The following is a 25,641-nucleotide window of genomic DNA, read 5'->3' on the forward strand; positions in this document are numbered from 1 at the left end:
CACAAGCCCCGCTTTCCCGGTTGTCCGGCTCACGCGGGCTGCGTGTGCGCGGCGTCGAGCGCGCGCTGCACGCATGCGTCGGCCAGCACGTCGTCGAGCGTCTTGCGCACGCGCTCGAACATCAGGTCGAACTCGCCCGCGGTGAAACTCAGCGCGGGGGCGAAACCGAGCACGCCGTCGCCGAACGCGCGGAACACGACGCCGTTCGCGTAAGCGGCCGCCGCGATCTTGCCGGGCACGTTCAGCGCCGGCTCGAAGCGCGTCTTGCACGCCTTGTCGGCCACCAGTTCGAGCGCGCCGAGCAGGCCGGCCGAGCGCGCGTCGCCGACCAGCGGGTGGGCGCGCAGCGCGTCGAGGCCTGCCGCGAAGCGCGGCGCCATCGCCTGCCCGTTCGCGAGCAGCCCGCCGTCGTGATAGAGCTTCAGCACTTCGAGGCCGATCGCCGCGCTGACCGGATGCGCGGAATACGTGTAGCCGTGGCCGACCACGGCCGTATCGGCGCGGCTGCCGGCGATCCCTTCGTAGATTTCGTCGGACATGAATACCGCGCCCATCGGCGCATAGCCGGCGGTCAGCCCTTTCGCGACGGTCATCAGGTCCGGTTCGACCCGTTCGGTCTCGCACGCGAACAGCGGGCCCGTGCGGCCGAAGCCGGTGATCACCTCGTCGGCGACGAACAGGATGCCGAGGCGCCGGCACGCGTCGCGCATCGCCTTCAGCCAGCCGGCCGGCGGCACGATCACGCCCCCGGAGCCTTGCACCGGCTCGCAGAAGAACGCGGCGACATTGTCCTCGCCGAGTTCGGCGACCTTCGCTTCGAGCGCGGCGACCGACGCGGCGATCAACGCCTGCGGATCGTCGCCGAGCGGGTGGCGATACGGGTAGGGCGACGGGATGTGATGCTGGTCCGCGCGCGGCAGGTCGAAGTGACGGTGGAACGCGGGCAGCGCGGTAAGGCCGGCGCCGATCGACGACGAGCCGTGATAGCCGCGCTCGAGCGCGATCATCTGTTTTTTCGACGGGCGGCCGGTCGCGTTGAAATAGTGCGTGATGAAACGCACGGCGGAGTCGATCGCATCCGAGCCGCCGAGCGTGAAATACACGCGGTTCAGCGACGGCGGCGCCAGCGCCGCGAGCCGTTCGGCCAGCTCGATCGCGGGTTGCGAGCCGAAATGAAAATAGCCGGTCGCGTAGGGCAGCTTCGCCATCTGCTCGGCGGCGGCCTTCACGATGCTGTCGCGGCCGTAGCCGACGTTCACGCACCACAGGCCCGAGAACGCATCGAGCAGCGTGCGGCCGTCCGCGTCGCGCAGGAAGACGCCGTCGGCGGAGTCGAGCACGGTGACGCCGCGCGCCTCGTGCGCACGATAGTTGACGACAGGGTGGATCAGGTGGTGACGATCGGCTTCGATCAGCGCGGCTTGGTTCATGGCAGGGCGGGACTCTCGTCGGGTGTCAGCGTGAGTTCATGCTACCGGGCGGGAAATCCGCACGCGTCTTCAATTTGCGGCCTGAAACGTACGAAAGCGGCGTTTGCACGGGGCGCTTCGGCATTTTCTGCTGCGCGCCCCGCCGGGCCGGCCGCCGCGCGCGTCAGTAGCCGCGCGCGCGATCGACGACGCCGATCATCGGTTGCCCCGCGCGATGTCGCGCGAGGTTCGCGAGCACGGCGTCGACCGCGGTGTCGGGACGCGTCGCGCTGGCGATGTGCGGTGTGACGCGAACGCGCGGATGCGTCCAGAACGGGTGGCCGGCCGGCAAAGGTTCGGGGTCCGTCACGTCGAGGATCGCGCTGTCGAGCCGGCCGCTGTCGAGTGCCGCGAGCAGCGCGGCCACATCGAGCTGCGGGCCGCGCCCGACCTGCACGAGCGATGCGCCGGCCGGCAGCGCGCCGAACACGCGCGCGCCGAGCAGCCCACGCGTGGCGTCGGTCAGCGGCAGCAGGCAGATCAGGATGTCGGTGCGGGCCAGGAACGTGTCGAGCGCCGCGTCGCCTGCGTAGCAGTCGATGCCGTCGAGCATGCGCGGCGTGCGGCTCCAGCCGGCGCACGGGAAACCGAAGCGCCGCAGCGTATCGAGCACGGCCTGCCCGAGCGTGCCGAGCCCGAGCACGCCGACGCGTCGCGACGCGGCCGCGCGCACCGGCTTCTCGCGCCACGCGTGCGCGCGTTGCTGCGCCGCATAGTCGAACAGGTCGCGGTGAATCGTCAGCACCGCCTGCGTCACGTATTCGACCATCCCGTCGACGATGCCGGGCTCGACCATCCGCACGACCGGGATATGCGCGGGCACGCGCGACAGGTCGAATTGATCGATGCCGGCGCCGACCGAAAACACGATCTCGAGATTCGGCAGCAGCGCGACCGGATCGTCGGGCGGTTGCCATGCGGCGAGGTAGCGCACCGCGTGCGGATCGCCGATGTCGGGCCAGATCCGGAACGCGAGGTCGGGCGCCTGTTGCGCGAAGCGCTGCGCCCATTGCGCGCCGCGCACCGGGTCGGCCTTGTAGAGGAAGCTCATCGCGCGTGCCTGCCGCTCAGCCGAGCGCCTGGTTGACGATGGCGAACGTGCGCAGCGCCGGATCGCGGGCGGGCGCCGCGCCGCGCGCCATCGCGACGACGGTATCGACGCGCGGCAGGCCGAGCCCCTGCAGCCAGTCCGACAGCCCGCTGTCGCCCGGCACGTCGAGGCGCACGAACATGCCTTCGTGCAGCGCAAGCCAGTGGCTGATCAGCGCCTGCGCGCGCAGCGCGTCCGGCGCGACCACCGGGCCGATCACGTGGCCGCGGCCGAAGCGGCGGAACAGCGCGAAGCCGAGCAGTTCGCCGTCGCGATCGAGCGCGATCCCGTTGGCGACGCCGAGCAGCGCATCGATCACCGCGTCGCGCGGGTAGCCGGCCGCGCGCGACGCGAGCGCGGCGAGACGCGGGCCGTCGGTGGTGCCGAGCGGCCGCAGGCGCTCGCCGGGCGGCAGCGAGATCAGCGGCGGCTGGAACGCGGCGCCCTGGTGCTGGCCGATCGTGCCGATCGCGTTGAATCCGAACTTCACGTAGAGCGGCTCGCCGGCCGGCGTCGCATGCAGGAACACGGTCCGCGCGCCGAGGCTGTCGACGACGCGCGCGAGCAGTTCGCGGCCGATGCCGCGGCCCTGGCGCGCGGGCGACACGATCACCATGCCGAGCGATGCGTGCGACTCGCCGAAGCGCCAGCCGAGCGCGGTGCCGACGACGCCGGCTTCGTCTTCGGCGACGAAGCCGCTGCCGAGCTGGAATGCGAAGCGCCAGTCGTCGAGCCGGTGCGGCCACTTGACCGCCTCCGACAGCCGGTGCGCGGCGGGCAGGTCGGTTTCGGCGAACGGGCGATAGGTAAGCGTGCTGGAAGGATTGAGGTCGGCCACGCCGGACTCCGGAGGGGTAGGAATGACACGTTCACTCTGCCAGCGCCGTTGCGGCGCGGATAGGACGATTCGCCTGTTTTACGGCGTCGGCGGGCGGTCGCGCGAGATCGACGCAAACCGGCTCGATCGGCGCGGGCGAACGCACGCCGCATGCCGGCGCGGCCCGTCATTCCGACAGCTTCTGCTGTGCGAATGCCACTACGATGGAAACGCGGTGGCGCTGCCGCGCGTCGGCGAGCCTCGCCGGGCGACGATCTTGCGGCTTCGTGACGTCCGCCGGCCGGCGCCGCAGATCGTGCTGCCCGCGGCCTGCAACACGCGGCGATTCTGCGTTCCGAACGGCGTCGAACGATGCGCGACGGATTTTTTGCCCTGATTCAATTTCGTTGAACCCAGCCCGTCCCCGGCCCTGCCGGGGCTTCACACCGACAGGACGCAACCATGATCCAATTTGAACCGAAGTTCATCACGTTCGACTGCTACGGCACGCTCACCCGTTTCAGGATGGCCGACATGGCGCGCGAGGTCTATGCGGACCGGCTGTCGCCCGTCGCGCTCGAGGAATTCGTGCGTGCGTTCGCCGCCTACCGGCTCGACGAGGTGCTCGGTGCGTGGAAGCCGTATCGCGACGTCGTCGTCAACGCGATCCGGCGCACCTGCGCGCGGGTCGGCACGAAGTTCGACGAAGCCGAGGCCGAGCGTTTCTATCATGCGGTGCCGACGTGGGGCCCGCATCCGGACGTGCCGGCGGGCCTGTCGCGGCTCGCCAAGAAGTACAAGCTGGTGATCCTGTCGAACGCGTCGGACGACCAGATCATGAGCAACGTCGACAAGCTCGGCGCGCCGTTCCATGCGGTGTTCACCGCGCAGCAGGCGCAGTCGTACAAGCCACGGATGCAGGGCTTCGAATACATGTTCGGCAAGCTCGGCTGCAAGCCCGAAGACGTGCTGCACGTGTCGTCGAGCCTGCGCTACGACCTGATGACGGCCGAGGATCTCGGCATCAGGCACAAGGCGTTCGTCAACCGCGGCCACGAGCCCGGCACGCCGTTCTACAACTACTACGAGGTGTCGGACATCGGCCACCTCGCGACGCAGCTCGGGCTGTAAGCGCCGCGCTGCCTGCTGCCGGCCTGTCGCGATGTCCGGGAACACCCGCGCACGCGGCAGGTCGTCGGCATCGGAAGGTCACATGGGCCTTGCGCATCGTCTCGTGTACCCGCCACGGCTTCGACAAGGCGGGCAATCCTCTGAACTTTCATGCGGCAGTCCTGGATGGCGCGCGCGCCGCGCTCGATCAGGATGTTCCGCTCGCTTCGACCGCCGCCGGGGCACGCAGCAAATCATGCTGCGCAGGCGGCCCAAAACGGTCGAATCGTATCGTGCGGCCGCCCCGAATCGCGACAACCCGCATTTTGGCGATGCTTAAATGACCTCAATGCGCATGACGACGCGCCCGCCACCAGCAGGCGGACGCGCCGGGATTCTCGAACCACGCTGGCCCCCAGGACCCACTTTCCACAGTCAGGAGCAGTTCGGATGAGCGACGATATCGACAACGGCGGCGGCAAGGGCGGCTTCACGCGCCGCGACATGATGCGTGTCATGGCGGCGAGCGGCATGATGGCCGTCGGCGGCGGCGGGCTGCTGATGGACGCGCAGTCGGCGTTCGCTGCGCCGGCGCCCAAGCGCGGCGGCAAGATCCGGGTCGCGAACGAAACGGGCTCGACCGCCGATACGCTCGACCCGGCCAAGGGCTCGACGGGCGCCGACTACATTCGTTTCTTCATGTTCTACAGCGGCCTCACGCAGCTCGACGCGAGCCTCACGCCGCAGATGAATCTCGCGCAGTCGCTGCAGACGACCGACGCGAAGACGTGGATCATCAAGCTGCGCAAGGGCGTCACGTTCCACGACGGGAAACCGGTCGGGCCGGCCGACGTGGTGTTTTCGCTGATGCGCCACAAGAACGCGGCCACCGCGTCGAAGGTCAAGCCGCTTGCCGATCAGTTCGCCGATGCGAAGGCGAGCGGCCCGGACGAGGTCACGCTCACGCTCGCCAGTGCGAACGCCGATCTGCCGGTGATCCTCGCGACGCCGCAGCTCGTGATCGTCAAGGACGGCACGACCGACTTCAGCACCGGCATCGGCTGCGGCCCGTACAAGCTGAAGTCGTTCAAGCCGGGCGTGTCGACCGTCGGCGTGCGCAACGACAGCTATTTCAAGCCGGGGATGCCGTACCTCGACGAGATCGAGCTGATCGGCATCAGCGACAGCGCCGCGCGCCTGAACGCGCTGCTGTCGGGCGACGTGCACCTGATCAACGCGATCGATCCGCGCTCGACGCAGCGGGTCGCGTCGACGCCGGGCTATGCGCTGCAGGAAACCAAGTCGGGGCTCTATACCGACCTGATCATGCGCAGCGACAACCCGATCGTCGCGAACCCCGATTTCGTCGAAGGGATGAAGTACCTGTTCAATCGCGAGCAGATCCGCTCGGCGGTGTTCCGCGGCTACGCGGTGATCGGCAACGACCAGCCGATCCCGCCGGGGCATCGCTACTTCAACGCGTCGCTGCCGCAGCGGCCGCACGATCCGGACAAGGCGAAGTTCCTGTTCCAGAAGGCAGGCGCACTGGGCGCCGCGCTGCCGCCGATCTATGCGACCTCCGACGCGAACGGGTCGATCGAAATGGCCGTGCTGCTGCAGCAGGCCGGCCAGAAGATCGGGCTGAACCTGCAGGTGAACCGCGTGTCGGCGGACGGCTACTGGTCGAACCACTGGATGAAGCATCCGCTCGGCTTCGGCAACATCAATCCGCGCTCGAGCGCCGACGTGCTGTTCACGCAGTTCTTCAAGTCGGACGCGCCGTGGAACGAGTCGGGCTGGAAGAACGCGAAGTTCGACCAGTTGCTGCTCGCCGCACGATCGGAAACCGACGACGCGAAGCGCAAGCAGATGTACGGCGACATGCAGGCACTCGTCGCGCAGCAGGGCAGGGTCGGCATTCCGGCCTTCATCAGCTTCCTCGACGGCTACGACAAGCGGCTCGCGGGCCTCGGCTCGATCCCGACCGGCGGGATGATGGGCTTCATGTTCGCCGAGCACGTGTGGTGGAACGCGTGACGCAGATGCGTGCCGCCGCCGCGCGGCCGGTGCGGGCCACCGCCCCGGTTGCGCGCGACTTTTCCCGGAGTGCCCATGAATCGAATCCTGCTCGGGCTGATCGGCCGGCGCATCGCGGTCACCGCGCTGACGCTGCTGATCGTGTCCGCGATCATCTTCACGATCACGAACCTGCTGCCCGGCGACGCCGCGCAGGCCGCACTCGGCCAGTCCGCGACGCCGGAGACGGTCGCCGCGCTGCGCCGGCAGTTCGGCCTCGACATGCCGGCCCACGTGCGCTACCTGCACTGGCTCGCGGGGCTGCTGCACGGCGATTTCGGCCGCTCGCTGTCCGGCGACATGCCGGTGTCGGAGATGATCGGCGGACGCCTGCCGAAGTCTCTCGCGCTCGCGGCGATCACGACGGCCGTGTCGGTGCCGATCGCGCTGCTGCTCGGCATTCTCGCCGCGGTCAAGCGCGAGTCCGCGATCGATCGCGCGATCAGCCTCGGTACGCTGTCGCTCGTCGCGACGCCGGAATTCCTGATCGCGACGGTCGCCGTGCTCGTGCTGGCCGTGAAGCTGCACTGGCTGTCCGCGCTGTCGTACAGCGGCCCGATCGAAAGCCTGCACGACTTCCTGCGCGCGTATGCGATGCCGGTGCTGACGCTCTGCGCGGTCGTGATCGCGCAGATGGCACGGATGACGCGTGCGGCGGTGATCGAGCAGCTGAGCGCGTCGTATGTCGAGATGGCCGTGCTCAAGGGTGCGAGCCCCGCGCGCGTCGTGCTGCGCCATGCGCTGCCGAACGCGATCGGTCCGATCGCCAATGCGATCGCCTTGAGCCTGTCGTATCTGCTCGGCGGCGTGATCGTCGTCGAGACGATCTTCAACTATCCGGGCCTCGCGAGCCTGATGGTCGATGCCGTCGGCAATCGCGATTTCCCGCTGGTCCAGGCGTGCACGCTGATCTTCTGCGTCGCCTATTTGACGCTCGTGCTGTTCGCCGACCTGTGCTCGATCGTGTCGAACCCGAGACTGCGGACCTGAGCGTCCCGTCCTCCTTCCGAGATGCCGACCATGCACCCGACCGACCCTGTTCAACGCAGCAGCGCGCTACCGCCGTCCGGCGATCAGCCCCCGCCGTGGGGCGGCACGACGCCGCCCGCCGCGCCCGCCCCCGACCAGCCGTGCAAGCGCCGCGCCGCGCGCGTCAAACTGACGAGCGGCGGCCGCGTCGGCCTGTCGATGGTCGGCCTGATGTTGTTCATCGCGGTGTTCGCGCCGCTGCTCGCGCCGCACGACGTCGGCGCGATCGTCACGCCGGACGTGTTCGCGCCGTTCAGCGCGAAGCTGCCGTTCGGCTCCGACTTCCTCGGCCGCGACATGCTGAGCCGGATCCTGTACGGCACGCGGCTGACCGTGCTGCTCGCGCTCGCGGCGGTGCTGCTCGCCGCGCTGACCGGCACGACGCTCGGGCTGCTCGCGACCGTGTCGGGCCGCGCGGTCGACGAGACGATGAGCCGGCTGCTCGACGCGCTCACGTCGATTCCGTCGAAGATGTTCGCGCTGATGTTCGTCGCCGCGTTCGGTTCGTCGCTGCCGCTGCTGGTCCTGACCGCCGCGGTCAGCTACATGCCGGGCTCATACCGGATCGCGCGCGCGCTGGCAGTCAACATCAGCACGCTCGAATTCGTGCAGGTTGCACGCGCCCGCGGCGAAAGCGCGCTGTACATCGCGTGCGTCGAGATGCTGCCGAACATGATTCATCCAATGCTGGCCGATACCGGGCTGCGCTTCACGTTCGTCGTGCTGCTGCTGAGCGGGCTCAGTTTCCTCGGGCTCGGCGTGCAGCCGCCGTACGCGGATCTCGGCTCGCTCGTGCGCGAGAACATCGCGAGCCTCGGCGACGGCTCGGCCGTCGCGATCATGCCCGCGGTCGCGATCGCGATCCTGACGGTGGGCGTCAACCTGTTGATCGACGGCCTGCCGCATCGCGGCCGCCGCAAGGGCGCGGCCGGCGCCGCGGGAGGGCACTGATGCAACACGAATCGAACCCGCTCGTCGAGGTGCGCGGGCTGCGCGTGGTCGGCGGTCGCCCGGGCGATGCGGAAACGACGATCGTCCACGACGTCGACTTCGAGATCCGGCGCGGCGAGGTGCTCGCGCTGATCGGCGAATCGGGCTCCGGCAAGACGACGATCGCGCTGTCGCTGATGGGCCATGCGCGTGCCGGCTGCCGGATCGCCGGCGGCTCGGTGAAGCTCGGCGGCACGGACGTCTGCACGCTGCCCGCGCCGGCGCTCGCCGCGCTGCGCGGCCGCAAGGTCGCGTACATCGCGCAGAGCGCGGCCGCCGCGTTCAACCCGTCGCGCACGATCCTCGACCAGGTGATCGAGAGCGCGCTGATCCACAGGACGATGACGAAGCGCGATGCGCAGGCGAAGGCGGTCGAGCTGTTTCGCGCGCTCGCGCTGCCCGAGCCGGAGACGATCGGCAAGCGTTATCCGCACCAGGTGTCGGGTGGGCAGCTGCAGCGGCTGATGGCCGCGATGGCGCTGATCACCGATCCGGAGCTCGTGATCCTCGACGAGCCGACCACCGCGCTCGACGTGACCACGCAGATCGACGTGCTGCAGGCGTTCAAGAGCGTGATCCGGCGCTACGGGATGAGTGCCGTGTACGTGTCGCACGATCTCGCGGTGGTCGCGCAGATGGCTGACCGGATCGTCGTGCTGAGCGACGGCGTGATCCGCGAGGTCGGCGAGACCGGGCAGATCCTGCATGCGCCGACACATCCGTATACGCAGAGCCTGATCGCGGCCGTCACGCCGACCGGCGCCGAGCGCGACGGCAACGGCAAGCCTGCGCCCGCTGCGCCCGCGCCGCTGCTCGAGGTGCGCGGCGCGATCGCCGGGTATGGCGGACGCACCGCGAAAGGCTGGCCCTCGAAGGTGATCCTGCACGAAGTGGACCTGCGCATCGGGCGCGGGCAGACGGTCGGCGTGATCGGCGAGTCGGGCTCGGGCAAGACGACGCTCGCGAAGGTGATCGCGGGGCTCGTGCCGGCGACGGGCGGGCAGATCCTGCTCGACGGCGAGCCGCTTGCGCGCGATACGGCCAAGCGCACCAAGGAGCAGCACCGCCGCGTGCAGATCGTGTTCCAGAACGCGGATACCGCGCTGAATCCCGTGCATACCGTCGAGCGCACGCTCGCGCGGCCGCTCGCGTTCTATCACGGGATCAAGGGTGCGCGTGCGCGGCGGCGCGTCGCGGAACTGCTCGAGCTCGTGCGGCTGCCGCAGGCGGTTGCCGGGCGGCGCACCGGCGAGCTGTCCGGCGGGCAGAAGCAGCGCGTGAACCTCGCGCGCGCGCTCGCGGCCCAGCCCGACCTGATCCTGTGCGACGAGGTCACGTCGGCGCTCGACACCGTGGTCGGCGCCGCGATCATGGACCTGCTGCGTGACCTGCAGGCGCAGCTCGGCGTGTCGTACGTGTTCATCACGCACGATATCGCGAAGGTGCGCGCGATCAGCGACGACATCGTCGTGCTGTACGCGGGCCGCCGCGTCGAGACGGGCAGCCGCGACGCGCTGTGCGCGCCGCCTTACCACCCGTACTCGCACCTGCTCGTGTCGTCCGCGCCGGAACTGCGTGCGGGCTGGCTCGACGATGCGGCCGAGCGCTGCCACCGGCCGCTCGTGCCGATCGGCGCGAGCGCCGACGACGCCGAGCTGTGTCCGTTCCTGTCTCGCTGCGCGATGCGGGTGGACGGCGTGTGCAACCGGACCGCGCCCGCGCTGCGCACGCTCGAGAACGGCGCGCAGGTGTTGTGCCATCGCAGCGAGGAAGACCTCGCGCGCTTCCAGGCCCAACCGGCGGAGGGCGTCGCGCCGGTGCAGCCGGTGCGCCAGTAGCGTGCCGCGCCATTCATTCATCGCGGCCGCCGGCCGCGGCGAGCGGCCTTCCGCATAGTGTGCTGCGGTGGTCGTGAAAAACGGTGAATCGTGCGCGCGCCGTGCGCGAATACGCGGCAACTGCGCTTTCAGACGGTGGTTAAATGGCTTTCAATGGGCGATCGCCGATCGCTGTCGCCGGAATGGTTGAGAAGGATCCGATGAAATTCGACTCGTACTGGCTGGATACCCGCCCCGCGTTTCGTGCCGGCTGCGAAGGGCCCGTCGAAGGGCGCGCCGACGTGGCCGTGATCGGCGGCGGCTTCACCGGCCTGTCGGCGGCGCTCGCGCTTGCGCAGCGCGGCGTATCGGTGGTCGTGCTCGAAGCCGCGCAGATCGCGGGTGAAGCGTCCGGCCGCAACGGCGGCCAGTGCAATACCGGCGTCGCGCAGGACTACGCGTCGCTTGTCGCGCGGATCGGCGCCGAACCCGCAAGGCAGTTCTATCGCGCATACGAAAGCGCGGTGAGGAGCGTCGAGGCGATCGTTGCCGAACATGCGATCGACTGCGATTTCCGGCACGCCGGCAAGCTGAAGCTCGCCGCGAAGCCGAAGCATTTCGCGGGACTGGCGAAGACGTTCGACGTACTGCGGCGCGAAGTGGACCCCGACATCGAACTGATCGAGCCGTCGCGGATCCGCGACGAGATCGCCTCCGACGGCTTCTACGGCGGGCTGTTGCAGCGCAACGGCGTGCAGATGCACATGGGCAAGTTCGGCGTCGGCCTCGCGCAGGCGGCCGTGCGGGCGGGCGCGCGCATCTACGAGCAGGCGGCCGTCACGGGGCTCGAGCGGATCGACGGCGAGCGCCACGCGATCACCTGCACGCGCGGCAAGCTCGTCGCCGATCGCGTGCTGGTCGCGACCGGTGCGTCGCAGCACGGCCCGTTCGCGTGGTTCCGGCGGCGCATCGCGCCGGTCGGCAGTTTCATCGTCGTCACCGAGCCGCTGCCCGACGCGCAACTGAACCGGCTGTTCCCGCACCGCCGTGCGTACGTGACGTCGCGCCAGATCGGCAACTACTTCCGCGTGACGCCCGACAACCGGCTGCTGTTCGGCGGCCGCGCACGCTTCGCGATGTCAAATCCGCGCTCCGACGAGAAAAGCGGCGAGATCTTGCGCGCCGGCATGGCCGGCTATTTCCCGGAACTGGCCGACGTGCGGCTCGATTACTGCTGGGGAGGGCTGGTCGACATCACCGCCGACCGGCTGCCGCGCGCGGGCCAGCACGACGGGCTCTATTACTCGATGGGCTACAGCGGCCACGGCGTGCAGATGTCCGTGCACATGGGCCGCGTGATGGCCGACGTGCTGTACGGCGCGGCCGCGTCGAATCCGTGGCGCGAGCTCGACTGGCCGGCGATGCCCGGCCATTTCGGGCACGCGTGGTTCCTGCCGCTCGTCGGCGCGTATTACCGGATGCAGGATTTCCTGCACTGAAGCGAATGCCGCAAGGACTGGATATGACCGCACGATTCGTTTGTCCGCCCGCCGCGTGCGCGGGCGCATGAGGACCGCGAGCATGGCGACCCTGTTTCCCGCTGTGCCCGAACGCGAGGCAGCGCGCGCCCGGCGCGCGCCGTATTCCGCGCCGTGTTCCGCGCCGTGTTCCGTATCGCCGGCGATCGGCGACGTGCTGCGCACGATCGACGCCTCGTTCGCGCAGCCGCTGAACCTCGACACGCTCGCGGCGGTGGCCGGATTGAGCGTGTCGCGTTTCACCGCGCGCTTTCGCAGCGAAGTCGGGTTGTCGCCGCACCGATATCTGTGTCTGGTGCGCGTGCGGCGCGCGCAGGACTTGTTGCGCGCCGGTCTGGCGCCCTCGGTCGTCGCGACCGAGGTCGGATTCTTCGATCAGAGCCATCTTTGCCGGCATTTCCGGCGGGTGCTCGGGATCACGCCGCGCGATTACGTGGTCGCGCGGCAGGACGGCGCGGCGCTGCGCGCGGCGCCGCGGCACGCGCGCGCCGAGCGCCGCGACACGCCCTGTCACGTTGCATAGGCGCGGGTCGCGACGGGAGGCGCGGGCACGTTTGCCGCATTAAGCGGCGCTTAACGATGGTTTTGTGAGGCGTTAATCCGGTAGGCGAACCGACGCGACACAATGGTTCGCAAGTGGCGCAACCGCGTTCGAGTGCGCCGAGGGGTGCGCGGACCTGACGTCCGCAAACGCATATTTTGCAACACGCGCGACCGCTGGGCTGCCACGTCGTCGCGCACCGGCAGGAGCAGAAATGACCGCAGCTTTCGTGTTGCATCGTGCCGACGGCACGGCTGATACAACCAATACAACCGCCTTCCGCACGCAGGCGTTCGGCGAGCGCGATCCTTTCGCGCGACATCGGGAGATCGCGTGGGAAGGGCCCGACTCGATGGCCGCCGGGCGTATCCGTTTCATTGGCGAACTTGACGTCCCGAGTTATCCGCACATCGAAACGATCGTCGTCGTCGAAGGCGCGCTGACGCTCGACGCGGCGGGCGGCGCCCGCCTGGTGCTGGGGCCGGGACAGGGTGCGGTCATCGGCGCCGGCACCGCGCTGCGCATCGGCGCGGCGTCGCCGGTGCGGCTCGTGTTCTGCGCTGCCGCGTGCGCGCAACCGACGAAGCGCGGCCTGTTCCCGCTGCGCGCAGACGCCGACTTCAAGCCCTCTGCATCGCTGCCGGCAGAGGTGCTGCTCGGCTCCGCACCGCAATGCCGCAGCGACAACGTCTTCATCGACGACGGCGCCGGGTACTGCGCGGGCACGTGGGATTCGACGCCCTATCACCGGATCGTTCGCCCGCATCGCGTGAACGAGTTCATGTTCCTGCTGGCCGGCAGCGTACGGTTCGCCGCGCCCGACGGCAGCGTGTTGTCGCTCGGCGCCGGCGACGCGCTGTTCGTGCCGCGCGGCGCATCGATCGGGTGGGAAAGCCGCGAACGCGTGGCGAAGTTCTACGTCGTGCAAAACGTCCGCGTATCAACCGAACGAGACTGAACATGTCCCCTCCGCTGCGCCATATAGAAACTTCGCCCACGCTGCCGGCCGCGGCCGATGTCGTCGTGATCGGCGGCGGAATCATCGGCGTCTTCACTGCGTACTACCTGGCCCGGCGCGGGGTGTCGGTCGCGCTGGTCGAGAAGGGGCGAATCGGGGCCGAGCAGTCGAGCCGCAACTGGGGCTGGTGCCGGCAGCAGAACCGTGACGAGCGTGAATTGCCGATGGCGAGCAAGAGCATCGATCTGTGGGAACGATTCGCCGCCGAATCCGGCGAAGACACGGGCTTTCATCGCTGCGGGCTGCTGTATCTGAGCAATGACGAGGCCGAGCTGTCCCGCTGGGCCAGTTGGGGCGACTTCGCGAAGACCGCGGGCGTGACGACGTACATGCTCGACAGCAAGCAAGCGGGCGAGCGCGGGCGCGCAACCGGGCGGCCGTGGAAAGGCGGCGTTTTCTCGCCGAGCGACGGCACGGCCGATCCGGGCAAGGCCGCGCCGGCCGTGGCAGCCGCACTGATGAAGCTCGGCGGCAGCGTCCACCAGCACTGCGCGGCTCGCGGCATCGAACTCGAGGGCGGGCGCGTCGGCGGCGTCGTCACGGAAGCCGGCGTGATCAAGACCAGGACGGTCGTGCTCGCCGGTGGCGCGTGGGCGTCGTCGTTCTGCCGCCAGCTCGGCGTCCGTTTTCCACAGGCGTCGATCCGCCAGTCGATCCTGAGCGTGTCGCCGGTCGAACAGCGCTTGCCGGATGCGCTGTACACCTCGGGCGTGTCCGTTACGCGCCGCGGCGATGGACGCTACGCACTCGCCATCAGCGGCCGCGCGCGCGTGGACGTGACGCCGCAGTTCCTGCGATTCGCCCCGCAGTTCGTGCCGATGTTCGCGAAGCGCTGGCGCAACCTTCTTCCGGGCGGCCTCGAAGGCATGCGCGGCGGCCACGAAACGCTCAAGCGGTGGCGGCTCGATGCGCCGACCCCGATGGAGGCGGTGCGCATTCTGGATCCGAAGCCCGATATGCGGACGGTCACCGAAACGTACCGCCGTGCCGTCGAACTGCTGCCCGAACTTCGCGAAGCGACGATCACGCACGCATGGGCGGGGTTCGTCGACAGCACGCCGGATGGCGTCCCGGGCATCGGCGAAGTGCCGGGCGTGCCGGGATTGATCCTGGCGGCGGGTTTTTCCGGGCACGGTTTCGGCATTGGCCCGGGCGCCGGTCACTTGATCGCGGATCTTGCCACGGGCGCGCAACCGATCGTGGACCCGATGCCGTATCGGCCGAGCCGGTTCGGCGATTCCGCATGGGGCAAGGTTGCCGATTTCTAGGCCGACGCCGGCGGCGTGACGACGCTGCGCATCGTCACGCGCCGTTCGCGCAGGCAGACGATACGACACGGTGCGACGCGATGCGACGCGAACAATGCGCACCATGCCTCGCGGCATGGTGCGGCCGACAATGGAGTGCGTGATGCGTTTCGGTTCCTATTGGCTCGATACGTCCGAGCCCTTCGCGAGCCGCTCGCCTGAGCTGCCGGACGGAATGTGCGACGTGGCGGTCGTGGGCGGCGGGATCACCGGTTCGGCGGCCGCGCTCGCGCTCGCGAAGAAGGGCGCGCGTGTGGTGGTGTGCGAAGCCGGCACCGTCGGGCACGCCGCGTCGGGCCGCAACGGCGGCATGTGCAACAACGGCTTCGCGCAGGACTACGCGATGCTGTCGCAGCGCATCGGCGCCGAGCTGGCGAACCGGCTCTATCAGGCGTTCGACGCGGGCGTCGACATGGTCGAGCGTCTGGTCGAAGAAGAGTCGATCGATTGCGATTTCGTGCGACGCGGCAAGCTCAAGCTCGCGGCGAAGCCCGCGCACTACGACAAGCTCGTGCGCAGCCAGGCGCTGCTCGCCGCGAACGTCGATCGCGACACGCGCATCGTGACCAGGGCGCAGCTGCGCGACGAGATCGGATCGAGCCGCTACCACGGCGGCTTGCTGTTCGAGAAGAGCGCCGGGATGCACGTCGGCCGGTATGTGCGCGGCCTCGCCAACGCCGCGCAGGCGCGCGGCGCGCACGTCGTCGAACATGCGCCGGTGCTCGGGATGAAGCGCGACGCAGGCGGCGCATACGCGCTGCGCACGCCGCTCGGCGAGATCCGCGCGCGTCAGGTGCTGCTCGCGAGCGGGATCTCGCAGGTGGGGCCGTTCGGTTGGATCCGGCGCAGGATCGTGCCGGTCGGCGCGTTCATCATCGTCACCGAGCCGCTGCCGCGCGAACTGCTCGACCGCCTGCTGCCGACCCGCCGGATGGTCACCGACACCAAGAACTTCGTGAATTTCTTCCGCGTGACGCCGGATCACCGGATGCTGTTCGGCGGGCGCGCGCGTTTCGCCACCTCGAACCCGCGTTCGGACGAAAAGAGCGGACTGATCCTGCGCCGTCAGATGGCCGCCGTGTTTCCCGAGCTGGCGAACGTGCGCGTCGACTACTGCTGGGGCGGCATGGTCGACATGACCGCCGACCGGCTGCCGCGCGCCGGCGAGCGCGACGGCGTGTATTACTCGATGGGCTACAGCGGCCACGGCACCCACATGGCCACGCTGATGGGGACGCTGATGGCCGAGATCATGGACGGACGCGCCGATCTCAACCCGTGGCAACGTTTCGACTGGCCGGCGATTCCCGGCCACTTCGGCAAACCGTGGTTTCTGCCGTTCGTCGGCGCATGGTATCGACTCAAGGACACCCTCCAATGACTTCTTACGACCAATCACCGGTCCGTCACCTGATGGAAGCTGGAAGGCTCGATCGCTTCTTTATCGACGGCGACTGGATTTTGCCTGACGGCGGCGACCGATTCGCGGTCGTCTGTCCGTCCACGGAAGACACGCTGTGCGAAATCCCGCTCGGCAACGCGCGCGACGCCGATCGCGCGGTGCAGGCCGCGCGCAACGCTTTCGAGCGCTGGGCCGCGACCTCGCCGCAGCAACGCGCCGCGCTGCTCGACCGCGTTTACGCGTTGCTACTGGAGCGCGCCGAACGGTTCGCCATGGCGCTCGCGATGGAAATGGGCGCGCCGATCAGCTACGCACGCGCTGCTCATGTGCCGCTCGCGGCCGAACATATCCGGGTCGCGCGCGACAATCTGGCCGGTTATCCGTTCCGGGCACGGCGCGGGACAACCGCGATCGTGCGTGAGCCGATCGGCGTCTGTGCGCTGATCACACCGTGGAACTGGCCGATCTATCAAATCACCGCGAAGGTCGGCCCGGCGCTCGCGGCAGGCTGCACGGTGGTGCTGAAACCCAGTGAGCTGTCGCCGCTCAGCGCGCTGCTGTTTGCGCAAGTGATCGCCGATGCGGGCGTGCCCGCGGGCGTGTTCAACCTGGTGGGCGGCAGTGGCACGGAAGTGGGCGCGTCGCTCGCGTCGCACCCGGAGGTCGACATGGTGTCGATCACCGGGTCGACGCGCGCCGGCGTGCTGGTTGCGCAAGCGGCGGCGCCGACCGTCAAGCGCGTCGCGCAGGAGCTTGGCGGCAAGTCGCCGAACATCGTATTGCCCGATGCGGACCTGCAGCGTGCCGTCGCGCCGGGCGTCGCCGCCGCGTTCCGGAACATGGGCCAGTCGTGCAGCGCGCCGACCCGGTTGATCGTGCCGCGCAGCGTCCTGGGCCGCGTCGAGGAACTGGCCGTCGCGGCCATGGAACGGATGGTGGTCGGCGATCCGTTCGCCGAGGCGACGACGCATGGCCCGCTGGCCAATCGCGCGCAGTTCGGCCGGGTCGCGCAGATGATCGACGCGGGCATCGACGAACGGGCGAAGCTGCTCGCCGGCGGCCCCGGGCGGCCGGCGGGATTCGATCGGGGCTTTTATGCGCGGCCGACGATCTTTTCCGACGTCCGCACCGACATGACGATCGCGCAGCAGGAGATCTTCGGCCCGGTCCTCGCGATCCTTCCGTACGACACCATCGACGAAGCCGTCGCCATCGCGAACGACACGGTTTACGGGCTTGGCGCGCATGTGCAGGGCACCGACAAGGAACGTGCGCGCGCGGTGGCTGCGCGCATCCGGGCGGGGCAGGTGCACCTGAACTACCCGGTATGGGACCCTCAGGCTCCGTTCGGCGGGTACAAGCAGTCGGGCAACGGCCGCGAGTACGGGATCGAAGGGATGGAGGAGTACACGGAGATCAAGTCGATCCTGGGCTTCTACGACTGAAGCCTTGGCCGCGCGACGTCCGCGCGGCGATGCACAATCCCGACCGTCCATCATCGAAGGTGTCGAACTTGGAACACGCCATCCTCTCCGAAGCGTCGCTGAGCGCGCATCGCGCCCACTGGGCGAGCCTGCGCCGCGATCTGCATGCGCATCCCGAGTTGCGATTCGAGGAACGCAGGACGGCCGACGTCGTTGCCCGCGAGCTCGAAGATCTCGGCTATACGGTGTCGCGCGGGCTGGGCGGCACGGGCGTCGTCGCGAGCCTGCCCGGGGCGGACCCCGGGCGCGGAATCGTGCTCCGTGCGGATCTGGATGCGTTGCCGATCCAGGAAGCCAACGACTTCGCACACGCATCGTGCGCGCAAGGGGTCATGCACGCGTGCGGGCATGACGGGCATACCGTCATGTTGCTCGGGGCCGCACGCGTCATGAGGGGCCTGCCGCAGTTGCCTGGCACGGTTCATTTCGTGTTTCAGCCAGGAGAAGAGGGCGGCGCGGGCGCGCGGAAGATGATCGACGACGGGCTGTTCGAGCAATGCCCGACGGAAGCGGTATTCGGCATGCACAACTGGCCCGGTTTGCCGGCCGGGCATTTCGGGTTGCGCACGGGGCCGATCATGGCCGCGGGCTCCCGGTTCAGGATCACGGTAACCGGCAAAGGCGCGCATGCGGCGCAGCCGCATCTGGGCGTCGATCCCGTCCCGCTCGCATGTTCGATGGTGCTGCAGTGTCAGACCATCGCTGCGCGGCACAAGGATCCCGTGGATCCCGCCGTCATTTCCGTCTGCATGTTCCATGCGGGAACGACGGACAACGTCATTCCGGACAGCGCCGAGCTGCGCGGGACGATTCGCACGCTGTCGTCTGCACTGCAGCAACAGCTGCAGCGCGACGTCCAGCTCATGTGCGAGGGGCTGGCCCGCGCCCATGGCGCGCAAGTCGACGTCGAATTTTTTCAGTACTACCCGGCGACGGTCAACACGCCGGCCGAGACCGCACTCTGCGAAGCGGTGATTCGCGAGACGTTCGGCGACGAACGCCTTTGCCCCGACGTGCCGCCGAACATGACGTCCGAAGACTTCGGCTTCATGCTGGAGGAGCGCCCCGGCGCTTACGTGCTGATCGGCAATGCGCCGGCCGAAACGGGCGCGCCGGCGCTGCATCACCCGAAATACGATTTCAACGACGACATCATTCCGGCCGGCGTGCGCTACTGGGTGTCGCTGGCGCAGCGGTATTTCGCGCGCGCGGCGTGACGGTGCGCGGCTTCGAACGCGCCGCATTAAACGGCGGCTAACGAACGCTTAAGCGTGCGTTAGCCACAGCAAACACGTCTGTTCCTATAGTGACCGCTGCGAACACGCCGCGCGATGTCGCCGGCGATACGGCAACACAGGCGCGGGCCGTCGTCCGTGCCGGCTCGACACACGACACAAGAGGGATCGCCCGATGACACACGAACACGCGACCAACGCTGCCGCGCCGGCGACGGCGCTGCACTATCGACGCTTCACCGCCGCCGACGTGAGCGCGGCCCACGCGCTGTCGGTGGCGCTGCGCTGGCCGTTCCGGGCCGAAGACTGGCAGTTCTCCGCCGACACGTCGACCGCGTTCGTCGCCGAGGAGGACGGCGTGGTCATCGGTACGGCGATGTGCTGGAAGTACGGCGCGGATCGCGCTGCGCTCGGACACGTGATCGTGTCGTCCGAGCACCAGGGGCGCGGCATCGGGCGCGCGCTGATGGAGATCGTGCTCGACGAGCTCGGGCCGCGCATCACCTTCCTGCACGCGACGCCGGCCGGCCAGCCGCTTTACGAAAAGCTCGGCTTCGCCGTGTGCGGCTCGCTGGATCAGTTTCAAGGCAACGTCGAGCGGCCTGCCTCGCAGACGCTCGCCGACGGCGAGCGCCTGCGGGCCGCCACGCCGGGCGACCTGGATTGCCTGGTGGCGCTCGACACGCGCGCGTCCGGGCTCGGGCGCGCCGCGCTGCTGGCCGCATTGCTCGCGCGCGGCGAAGGCGTCGTGCTGGAGCGCGGCGGCGAGATCGCCGGCTTTGCGGTGCTGCGCCGCTTCGGCCGCGGCCACGTGATCGGCCCGGTCGTCGCGCCGCGTTCGCCCGACGATGCGCATGCGAAGGCGCTGATCGCGCACTGGCTGCGCGCGCGCGACGGCGAATTCGTTCGCATCGACGTGCCGTCCGGCACCTGCCTGCCCGACTGGCTCCATGCGCAGGGCCTGAAGCGCGTCGACACCTGCTCGAAGATGGTCCGCAACGCGCCTGCCGCGGCGCACGGCGCGCCGCACGATCCGGACTGCGGGCTGTACGCGCTCGTCAGCCAGGCGATGGTGTAACGCGCGTCCGGGCGCCGACGCGCAGACGGCATCGCGGCGGTGCCCGGCGGTGCCCAGCTCGCCGCCGGGCCGACCGCATGCCGCACGCCATGTGCCGCGTGCCGCGATCGCCGCCGAACGCGATGATGACCGGCACATTACAGTTTCGTCATCGACGCTGCCGACGCATGCACGGAACGTCTCGCCATCGCCGTTTCCCGGTAACATCGCCGCATCTTTCCCCATGCGACGGAGCCGGCGATGCGCATCCTGATAGTCGAAGACGAACCGAAGACGGGCGCGTACCTGAAGAAGGGTCTGGAGGAGTCCGGATTCAGCGTCGATCTCGCCAAAGACGGCGGTGAAGGGCTGATGCTCGCGCAGGAGGAGCGCTACGACGTGATCGTGCTCGACGTGATGCTGCCCGTGCTCGACGGCTGGGGCGTGCTCAAGCGGCTGCGCGACACGCACACCACGCCGGTGCTGTTCCTGACCGCGATGGACGACGTCGGCGACCGCGTGAAGGGCCTCGAGCTCGGCGCGGACGACTATCTCGCGAAGCCGTTCGATTTCGTCGAGCTGCTGGCCCGCATCCGCACGCTCGCGCGTCGCGGCCCGCCGCGCGAAACCGAGCATCTGGCGGTCGGCGATCTGGAGATCGACGTGGTGCGCCGCCGCGTGAAGCGCGGCGCCGTGCGGATCGACCTGACGCCGCGCGAATTCTCGCTGCTGCAACTGCTCGCGCGCCGGCAGGGCGAGGTACTGAGCCGCACGCAGATCGCGTCCTACGTCTGGGACATGAATTTCAACAGCGATACGAACGTCGTCGAAGTCGCGATCCGGCGCCTGCGCGCGAAGATCGACGACGCCTTCCCGGTGAAGCTGATCCATACGGTGCGGGGCGTCGGCTACGTGCTCGAACCGAAGGACGACGCATGACGCGCTTGCGATCGCTGTCGGCGACGCTCGCGCTCGCGTTCGCCGCGACCACGCTCGCCGCGTTCGCGCTCGTCGGCGCGTACGTGTACATGGGCCTCGAGCGGCAGGTGAACACGCAGGACGATCTCGACATCGTGCTGGCCGCGCGCCACACGCGCCGGCTCGCGGGCGAGCTCGAATCGCTCGACGCGGTGCGCGCGCACGCGGAGCGTCTGACGAGTCAGGTGCTCGGCAACGAGGCGCTGTCGATGGTCGTCCTCGACGCCAACGGCGACGTGCTGGTGCGCCACAACGTCCGGCTGAGCGCACCCGACGCGGCGCTCTACGACGCGCCGGGCGCACCGACCGACGCGCAGCTGCTGGCGCCCCGCGCCGTGCCGGTGCCCGACAACGAACGGATCACGGCCGAGCGGCTGCAGACATGGACGGTCGACGGCGGCACGCCGATGCGCGGCGTCGTGATCGCCGCGGCGCTCGGCGATCACACGCCGATCCGCATCGCGATCGCGCGCAATATGCACGACCGCGCGCAGCTGCTCGACGGCTACCGAGACCGGCTGAAGGTTGCGGGAGCGGCAGGCGCGCTGTTCGCGCTGCTGTTCGGCTACTGGCTGATCCGCACGGCGCTTGCGCCGCTGCGCGAGATCGTCGCGAACACCGGCCGGATCACGGTCGACAAGCTCGACACGCGGCTCGACGCGTCGCGCGCGCCGCACGAGCTGCGCGCGCTGGTCGACGCGCAGAACGCGATGCTCGCGCGCCTGCAGCAGGCGTTCGCGCACCTGTCGCAGTTCAGCGCGGATCTCGCGCACGACCTGCGTACGCCGCTGAACAACATGCGCGGCGCAACGGAAGTCGCGCTCGCGCGGCCGCGCTCGGCCGACGAATACCAGGCGCTGCTCGAATCGAACCTCGAGGAATACGACCGTCTCGCACGGATGATCGACAACGTGCTGTTTCTCGCGCGCGCCGAGCACCCGAGCTTCGTCACGCGGCAACGCGCGTTCGACGTGCGCGACGAACTCGATCGCATCGCCGAATACTTCGAGGGGCTCGCCGACGAAGCGGGCTCGACGGTGCGCGTCGAAGGGCACGGCCGGCTGACGGCCGACGTCGAGCTGTTCCGCCGCGCGATCGGCAACCTGCTCGCCAACGCGCTGCGCTACACGCCGGCCGGCGGCGTGATCACGCTGGCGGTCGACGAAACGGCGGACGCCGTGCAGGTCGTCGTCGCGAATCCGGGCGAGCCGATCGACGCGGCGCTGCTGCCGCGGATCTTCGACCGGTTCGTGCGCGGCGACCCCGCGCGCAGCGGCGGTGCGCCGGGCGGCACGGCCGGGCTCGGCCTCGCGATCGTGCGCTCGGTGATGGAGCTGCACGGCGGCAGCGTGCGCGTCGAGAGCGACGCGCGCGGAACGCGTTTCATCCTCACGTTCAACCCGCCGCCGGCGGCGTGACGGCCGCGCGGTCGTTCATCGCCGCTGACGGCGCCGGTTGCGCGCCGGCCGCCGCGTCTGCGTCGCGGCTCGCGGCGCCTTGCCAGCCGCCGCCCAGCGCCTTCAGCAATCCGACTTCGGCTTCCATGCGGCGCGCGTCGATCTGGTCGGCCGTGCGGCGGTTCGTCAGCGCGATCGTCTGGGCGGTGACCACGTCCAGATAGCTGACCGCGCCCGCGTTGAAGCGGTTCGTCGTGAGCCGCAGCGACAGGTCGGCCGCGTCGGTCGCGCGCTGCTGGCTGCGCGCTTCGGACGCGAGCGCGGCGATCGTCGACAGTTGATCCTCGACCTGCTGGAACGCGACCAGCACCGTTTGCCGATAGTCGGCGACCGCGCCGTCGTATTGCGCGTGCGCGCCGCGCAGCGACGCGCTGCGGCGTCCGCCGTCGAACAGCGTGCCGGCGAGCTGCGGGCCGATCGACCAGAACAGGCTCGGCGCGGTGAGCCACGGCGCGAAGAACGAGCTTTCGAGGCCGGCGCTCGCGGACAGCACGAGATCGGGGAAGAACGCGGCGCGCGCCTCGCCGATCTGCGCGTTCGCGGCCGCGACGCGGCGTTCCGCCGCCGCGATGTCGGGCCGCCGTTCGAGCAGCTGCGACGGCACGCCGGCCGGAATGGCCGGCACCGCGAACGGCGTCACGCGCGGCGGCAGCGCGAAGGTCGACGCGCTCTCGCCGACGAGCGTCGCGATCGCATGCTGGAGCTGCGCGCGCGCTGCGTCGATGTCGGTGTCCTGCGTGCGCGTCGCTTCGAGCTGCGTGTCGGCTTGCGCGACCGCCGACGCGTCGATCGCGCCGGCCGCCAACTGCTGCTGCAACAGCGTGAGTGCGTCGGCGTACGCGCGCACCGTGTCGTCGAGCAACTGCTTCTGCGTATCGAGCGAGCGCAGCGCGAAATAGTCGGTCGCGAGTTCGGCGGTCACCGACAGCTTCACGGCCTGCAGGTCGGCCGCGCTCGCGGCCGCATCGGCCTGCGCGCCGGCCACCGCGTCGCGCACGCGGCCGAACACGTCGGGCTCCCAGCTCGCGGCGACGCCGGCCTGATAGTCGGGCGTGGTCTTGCCGGCGAGCGACGAGCCGAGCCGGTTCTGCGACACGCGCGCGCGGCTTTGCGCGGCGCCCGCGGTGATCGTCGGCAGGAAGCCCGCGTGCTGGTAATCGACCATCGCGCGTGCTTGCTGCAGATCGGCGACGGCTTTCTTCACCGTCTGGTTCGACACGTCGACGCGGGCTTCGAGCGCGTTCAGGTCGGCGTCGCCGAACACGGTCCACCACGCGCCGCGCGCGGCGGCGTCGGCCGGCACCGCGACGTGCCAGCCGGCCTGGGCCGCTGCGGCGGCCGGGGCGCCCGCGTAACGGGCGGGCACGGCGACGGACGGCGGCGCGTACGGTGGCAGCGTCGAGCACGCGCTCAGCGCGGCGGCGACGCCGAGCGCGACGATGCGGCGGGCAAACGGGAGCGGATGACGAAGAAGGCGCATGGCGGGTGTCTCGCGGGTTGTCGTCGATGAATCAGCTTTGGGTCGGTGTCGATGTCGACGCAGATGGCGGCGGGGCGGCGGCGGTCGTGAGCCGGGACGGTACGGCGTGCGCAGTCAGCGCGGCGGCGGCCCCGAGCGCGACGATGTGCCGGGCCAACGGGAGCGGATGACGAAGAAGGCGCATGGCGGGCATCTCGCGGGTGGTCGTCGATGAATCAGCTGTGGGTCGGTGTCGATGTCGGCGCAGACGCCGGTGACGCGGCGGTCGTGGGCCGGGACGGCACGGCGTGCGCGGACGATGCGGCAAGCGGCGCGGCAACGGCTGACGCAACCGACGCGCCAGCGGGTGAGGCAACCGGTGCGCCAACTGCCGAACCCGCGCGGGCCACGATCTTCACGGCTTCCCCCGCGGCGATCGCATCGCCCGGGTTGTCGATCACGCGATCGGTCGGCGCGAGCCCTGCGACGATCTCCACGCGCGTGCCGAAATCGCGGCCGATCTGCACGGTTTTCAGCGCGGTGCGTCCGTGCGCGTCGACGGTCGCGACCGTCACGCCGTTCGGACGGAACAGCAGCGCGCTGACCGGCAATTCGAGCGCGGGCGCCGCGCTCGGCACGACGAGATGCGCTTGCGCATAGGCGCCGGGCAGCAGCGCGCCATCGCGGTTGTCGACGTCGATCTCGACGCGCAGCGTGCGCGTGACCGGATCGATCGCCCCGGCGGTGCGCGCGACGCGCGCGGCGAAGCGGCGCCCCGGATACTGCTGCGTGCTCAGGTAGACCTGCGTGCCGGTCGTGATGCCGGTCGCGCTGTCCTGCGGCACGTCGACGAACACGCGCAGCGTGTCGGTCTGCTCGAGATGGAACAGTTCGCCGGACAGCCCCGCACTGCCCGGCGTGCCGCCCGCGGTGACGAGCGTGCCGACGTCGACGTCGCGCGCGGTGATCACGCCGTCGAACGGCGCGGTGACCGACTCGTACGACACGAGTTCGGCGAGGTGCGCGACATTGGCCTGCGCGGAGGCGAGCATCGCGCGCTTCGCGTTCATGTCGGCGGCCTTCGTGTCGGCGTCCTGCTGCGATACCGACTGCGTGGCGAGCATCTGCTGCCAGCGCTGCGCGGTCGATTTCGCATAGTCGTAGTTCGCCTGCGCAGTGGCCGCGTCGGCGCGCGCCTGGCGCAACTGCGCGTCGAGGTCGGGCGCGGCGATCTGCGCGAGCGCCTGGCCGGCCTTCACGCGCGCGCCGAGATCGGCGCTCCAGTGCGCGATGTAGCCGCTCGTACGCGCATAGATCGACGCCTCCTCGTACGGCATCACCGCACCCGGCAGCGTGAGCGTCTGGTCGGCCGGCGCCGCGCCCGGCACGATCACCGACACCGGCAGCACCTGCTGGGCGGCCACCTGCGCACGCTGCGCGGCGCGCGCGTCGAGCCGCGGCACGATGCCGATCGCGAGCAGCACGGCCGCCAGCGCGATGCCGGCGAGCGGCACGGCCAGCTTGCGGCCGCCGCGGGCGGGCGGCGCGTCGGGTGCTGCATAGGGTGTGGCGGTGGGCGTGGCATACGTGGCGGACGTAGCAGACGTGGCCGAGGTGGCCGAGGTGGCGCGCGTCGCAGACGTCGCTGGCGTCGCAGTCGCGGCGGTTGAAGTGCCGGCTTCGCCAGCCGGCGGCGGGGCGGGTTCGATCGAGTCGTTCATGATGGGTCCGGGGTCGGGGCGAGTCGAGGGATGAAGGAGCGGCCGT

At 69.8% G+C, this 25,641-nt stretch carries 20 protein-coding genes; 15 read left to right on the top strand and 5 right to left on the bottom strand.

Features of this window, described 5'->3' with window-relative positions:
• Positions 1 to 29: 29 nt before the first annotated feature.
• The 3 genes from WJ35_RS19825 to WJ35_RS19835 form a co-directional block, all read right to left on the bottom strand.
• Positions 30 to 1,430 (bottom strand): aspartate aminotransferase family protein, encoded by a 1,401-nt coding sequence (locus WJ35_RS19825; RefSeq protein WP_060237928.1) that lies wholly within the window; start codon positions 1,428 to 1,430, stop codon positions 30 to 32.
• A 163-nt stretch (positions 1,431 to 1,593) separates the two neighbouring features.
• Positions 1,594 to 2,520, bottom strand: a complete 927-nt coding sequence (locus WJ35_RS19830) for a 2-hydroxyacid dehydrogenase (protein ID WP_060237931.1) — start codon at positions 2,518 to 2,520, stop codon at positions 1,594 to 1,596.
• Between the two features lie 16 nt (positions 2,521 to 2,536).
• Entirely contained in the window at positions 2,537 to 3,397 is an 861-nt protein-coding gene (locus tag WJ35_RS19835) for a GNAT family N-acetyltransferase (RefSeq protein ID WP_060237934.1), read from the bottom strand.
• A gap of 441 nt (positions 3,398 to 3,838) precedes the next feature.
• Between WJ35_RS19835 and WJ35_RS19845 the strand changes: the two genes are divergently transcribed.
• The 15 genes from WJ35_RS19845 (at position 3,839) to WJ35_RS19915 (ending at position 22,376) form a co-directional block, all read left to right on the top strand.
• Positions 3,839 to 4,507: a haloacid dehalogenase type II gene (locus tag WJ35_RS19845; protein ID WP_059489524.1), complete on the top strand. Its 669-nt coding sequence runs from the start codon at positions 3,839 to 3,841 to the stop codon at positions 4,505 to 4,507.
• 429 nt (positions 4,508 to 4,936) lie between these two features.
• Entirely contained in the window at positions 4,937 to 6,523 is a 1,587-nt protein-coding gene (locus WJ35_RS19850) for an ABC transporter substrate-binding protein (protein ID WP_060237942.1), read from the top strand.
• Between the two features lie 75 nt (positions 6,524 to 6,598).
• Positions 6,599 to 7,552, top strand: a complete 954-nt coding sequence (locus WJ35_RS19855; protein WP_060237943.1) for an ABC transporter permease — start codon at positions 6,599 to 6,601, stop codon at positions 7,550 to 7,552.
• A gap of 30 nt (positions 7,553 to 7,582) precedes the next feature.
• On the top strand, positions 7,583 to 8,542 hold the full coding sequence (locus WJ35_RS19860) for an ABC transporter permease (protein WP_060237992.1): 960 nt from the start codon (positions 7,583 to 7,585) through the stop codon (positions 8,540 to 8,542).
• Complete coding sequence (locus WJ35_RS19865; RefSeq protein ID WP_069239762.1) at positions 8,542 to 10,419, top strand: ABC transporter ATP-binding protein; 1,878 nt, start codon at positions 8,542 to 8,544, stop codon at positions 10,417 to 10,419. Before WJ35_RS19860 ends, WJ35_RS19865 begins: the two co-directional genes overlap by 1 nt.
• Positions 10,420 to 10,619: 200 nt before the next feature.
• Complete coding sequence (locus WJ35_RS19870) at positions 10,620 to 11,897, top strand: NAD(P)/FAD-dependent oxidoreductase (protein WP_060237994.1); 1,278 nt, start codon at positions 10,620 to 10,622, stop codon at positions 11,895 to 11,897.
• Between the two features lie 82 nt (positions 11,898 to 11,979).
• Positions 11,980 to 12,459, top strand: coding sequence for a helix-turn-helix domain-containing protein (locus WJ35_RS19875; RefSeq protein ID WP_230459698.1), 480 nt, complete (start codon positions 11,980 to 11,982; stop codon positions 12,457 to 12,459).
• Between the two features lie 232 nt (positions 12,460 to 12,691).
• Positions 12,692 to 13,435 (top strand): cupin domain-containing protein, encoded by a 744-nt coding sequence (locus WJ35_RS19880; RefSeq protein WP_069239763.1) that lies wholly within the window; start codon positions 12,692 to 12,694, stop codon positions 13,433 to 13,435.
• 2 nt (positions 13,436 to 13,437) lie between these two features.
• On the top strand, positions 13,438 to 14,763 hold the full coding sequence (locus WJ35_RS19885) for an NAD(P)/FAD-dependent oxidoreductase (RefSeq protein ID WP_059946580.1): 1,326 nt from the start codon (positions 13,438 to 13,440) through the stop codon (positions 14,761 to 14,763).
• Positions 14,764 to 14,905: 142 nt separating this feature from the next.
• On the top strand, positions 14,906 to 16,183 hold the full coding sequence (locus WJ35_RS19890) for an NAD(P)/FAD-dependent oxidoreductase (protein WP_069239825.1): 1,278 nt from the start codon (positions 14,906 to 14,908) through the stop codon (positions 16,181 to 16,183).
• Entirely contained in the window at positions 16,180 to 17,649 is a 1,470-nt protein-coding gene (locus WJ35_RS19895) for an aldehyde dehydrogenase family protein (protein ID WP_069239764.1), read from the top strand. The genes WJ35_RS19890 and WJ35_RS19895 overlap by 4 nt, the downstream gene beginning before the upstream one ends.
• Before the next feature lie 29 nt (positions 17,650 to 17,678).
• Positions 17,679 to 18,905 carry a M20 aminoacylase family protein gene (locus WJ35_RS19900; RefSeq protein WP_420480905.1) on the top strand — a complete coding sequence of 409 codons (1,227 nt, stop codon included), beginning with the start codon at positions 17,679 to 17,681 and terminating at the stop codon, positions 18,903 to 18,905.
• A 193-nt stretch (positions 18,906 to 19,098) separates the two neighbouring features.
• Positions 19,099 to 20,001 (top strand): GNAT family N-acetyltransferase, encoded by a 903-nt coding sequence (locus WJ35_RS19905; RefSeq protein WP_069239766.1) that lies wholly within the window; start codon positions 19,099 to 19,101, stop codon positions 19,999 to 20,001.
• A gap of 240 nt (positions 20,002 to 20,241) precedes the next feature.
• A complete protein-coding gene (locus tag WJ35_RS19910) occupies positions 20,242 to 20,919 on the top strand; it encodes a heavy metal response regulator transcription factor (RefSeq protein ID WP_069239767.1) in 678 nt (225 codons plus the stop codon).
• Positions 20,916 to 22,376: a heavy metal sensor histidine kinase gene (locus tag WJ35_RS19915; RefSeq protein ID WP_014726122.1), complete on the top strand. Its 1,461-nt coding sequence runs from the start codon at positions 20,916 to 20,918 to the stop codon at positions 22,374 to 22,376. Before WJ35_RS19910 ends, WJ35_RS19915 begins: the two co-directional genes overlap by 4 nt.
• Here WJ35_RS19915 and WJ35_RS19920 read toward each other — a convergent pair.
• Entirely contained in the window at positions 22,354 to 23,895 is a 1,542-nt protein-coding gene (locus WJ35_RS19920) for an efflux transporter outer membrane subunit (RefSeq protein ID WP_069239768.1), read from the bottom strand. The two genes, WJ35_RS19915 and WJ35_RS19920, sit on opposite strands and share 23 nt — an antisense overlap.
• A gap of 215 nt (positions 23,896 to 24,110) precedes the next feature.
• Positions 24,111 to 25,595, bottom strand: a complete 1,485-nt coding sequence (locus tag WJ35_RS19925; protein WP_011880458.1) for an efflux RND transporter periplasmic adaptor subunit — start codon at positions 25,593 to 25,595, stop codon at positions 24,111 to 24,113.
• Positions 25,596 to 25,641 lie beyond the last annotated feature (46 nt).

Origin of the sequence: Burkholderia ubonensis, from assembly GCF_001718695.1 — a bacterium.
Classification (GTDB): Bacteria; Pseudomonadota; Gammaproteobacteria; order Burkholderiales; family Burkholderiaceae; genus Burkholderia; species Burkholderia ubonensis_B.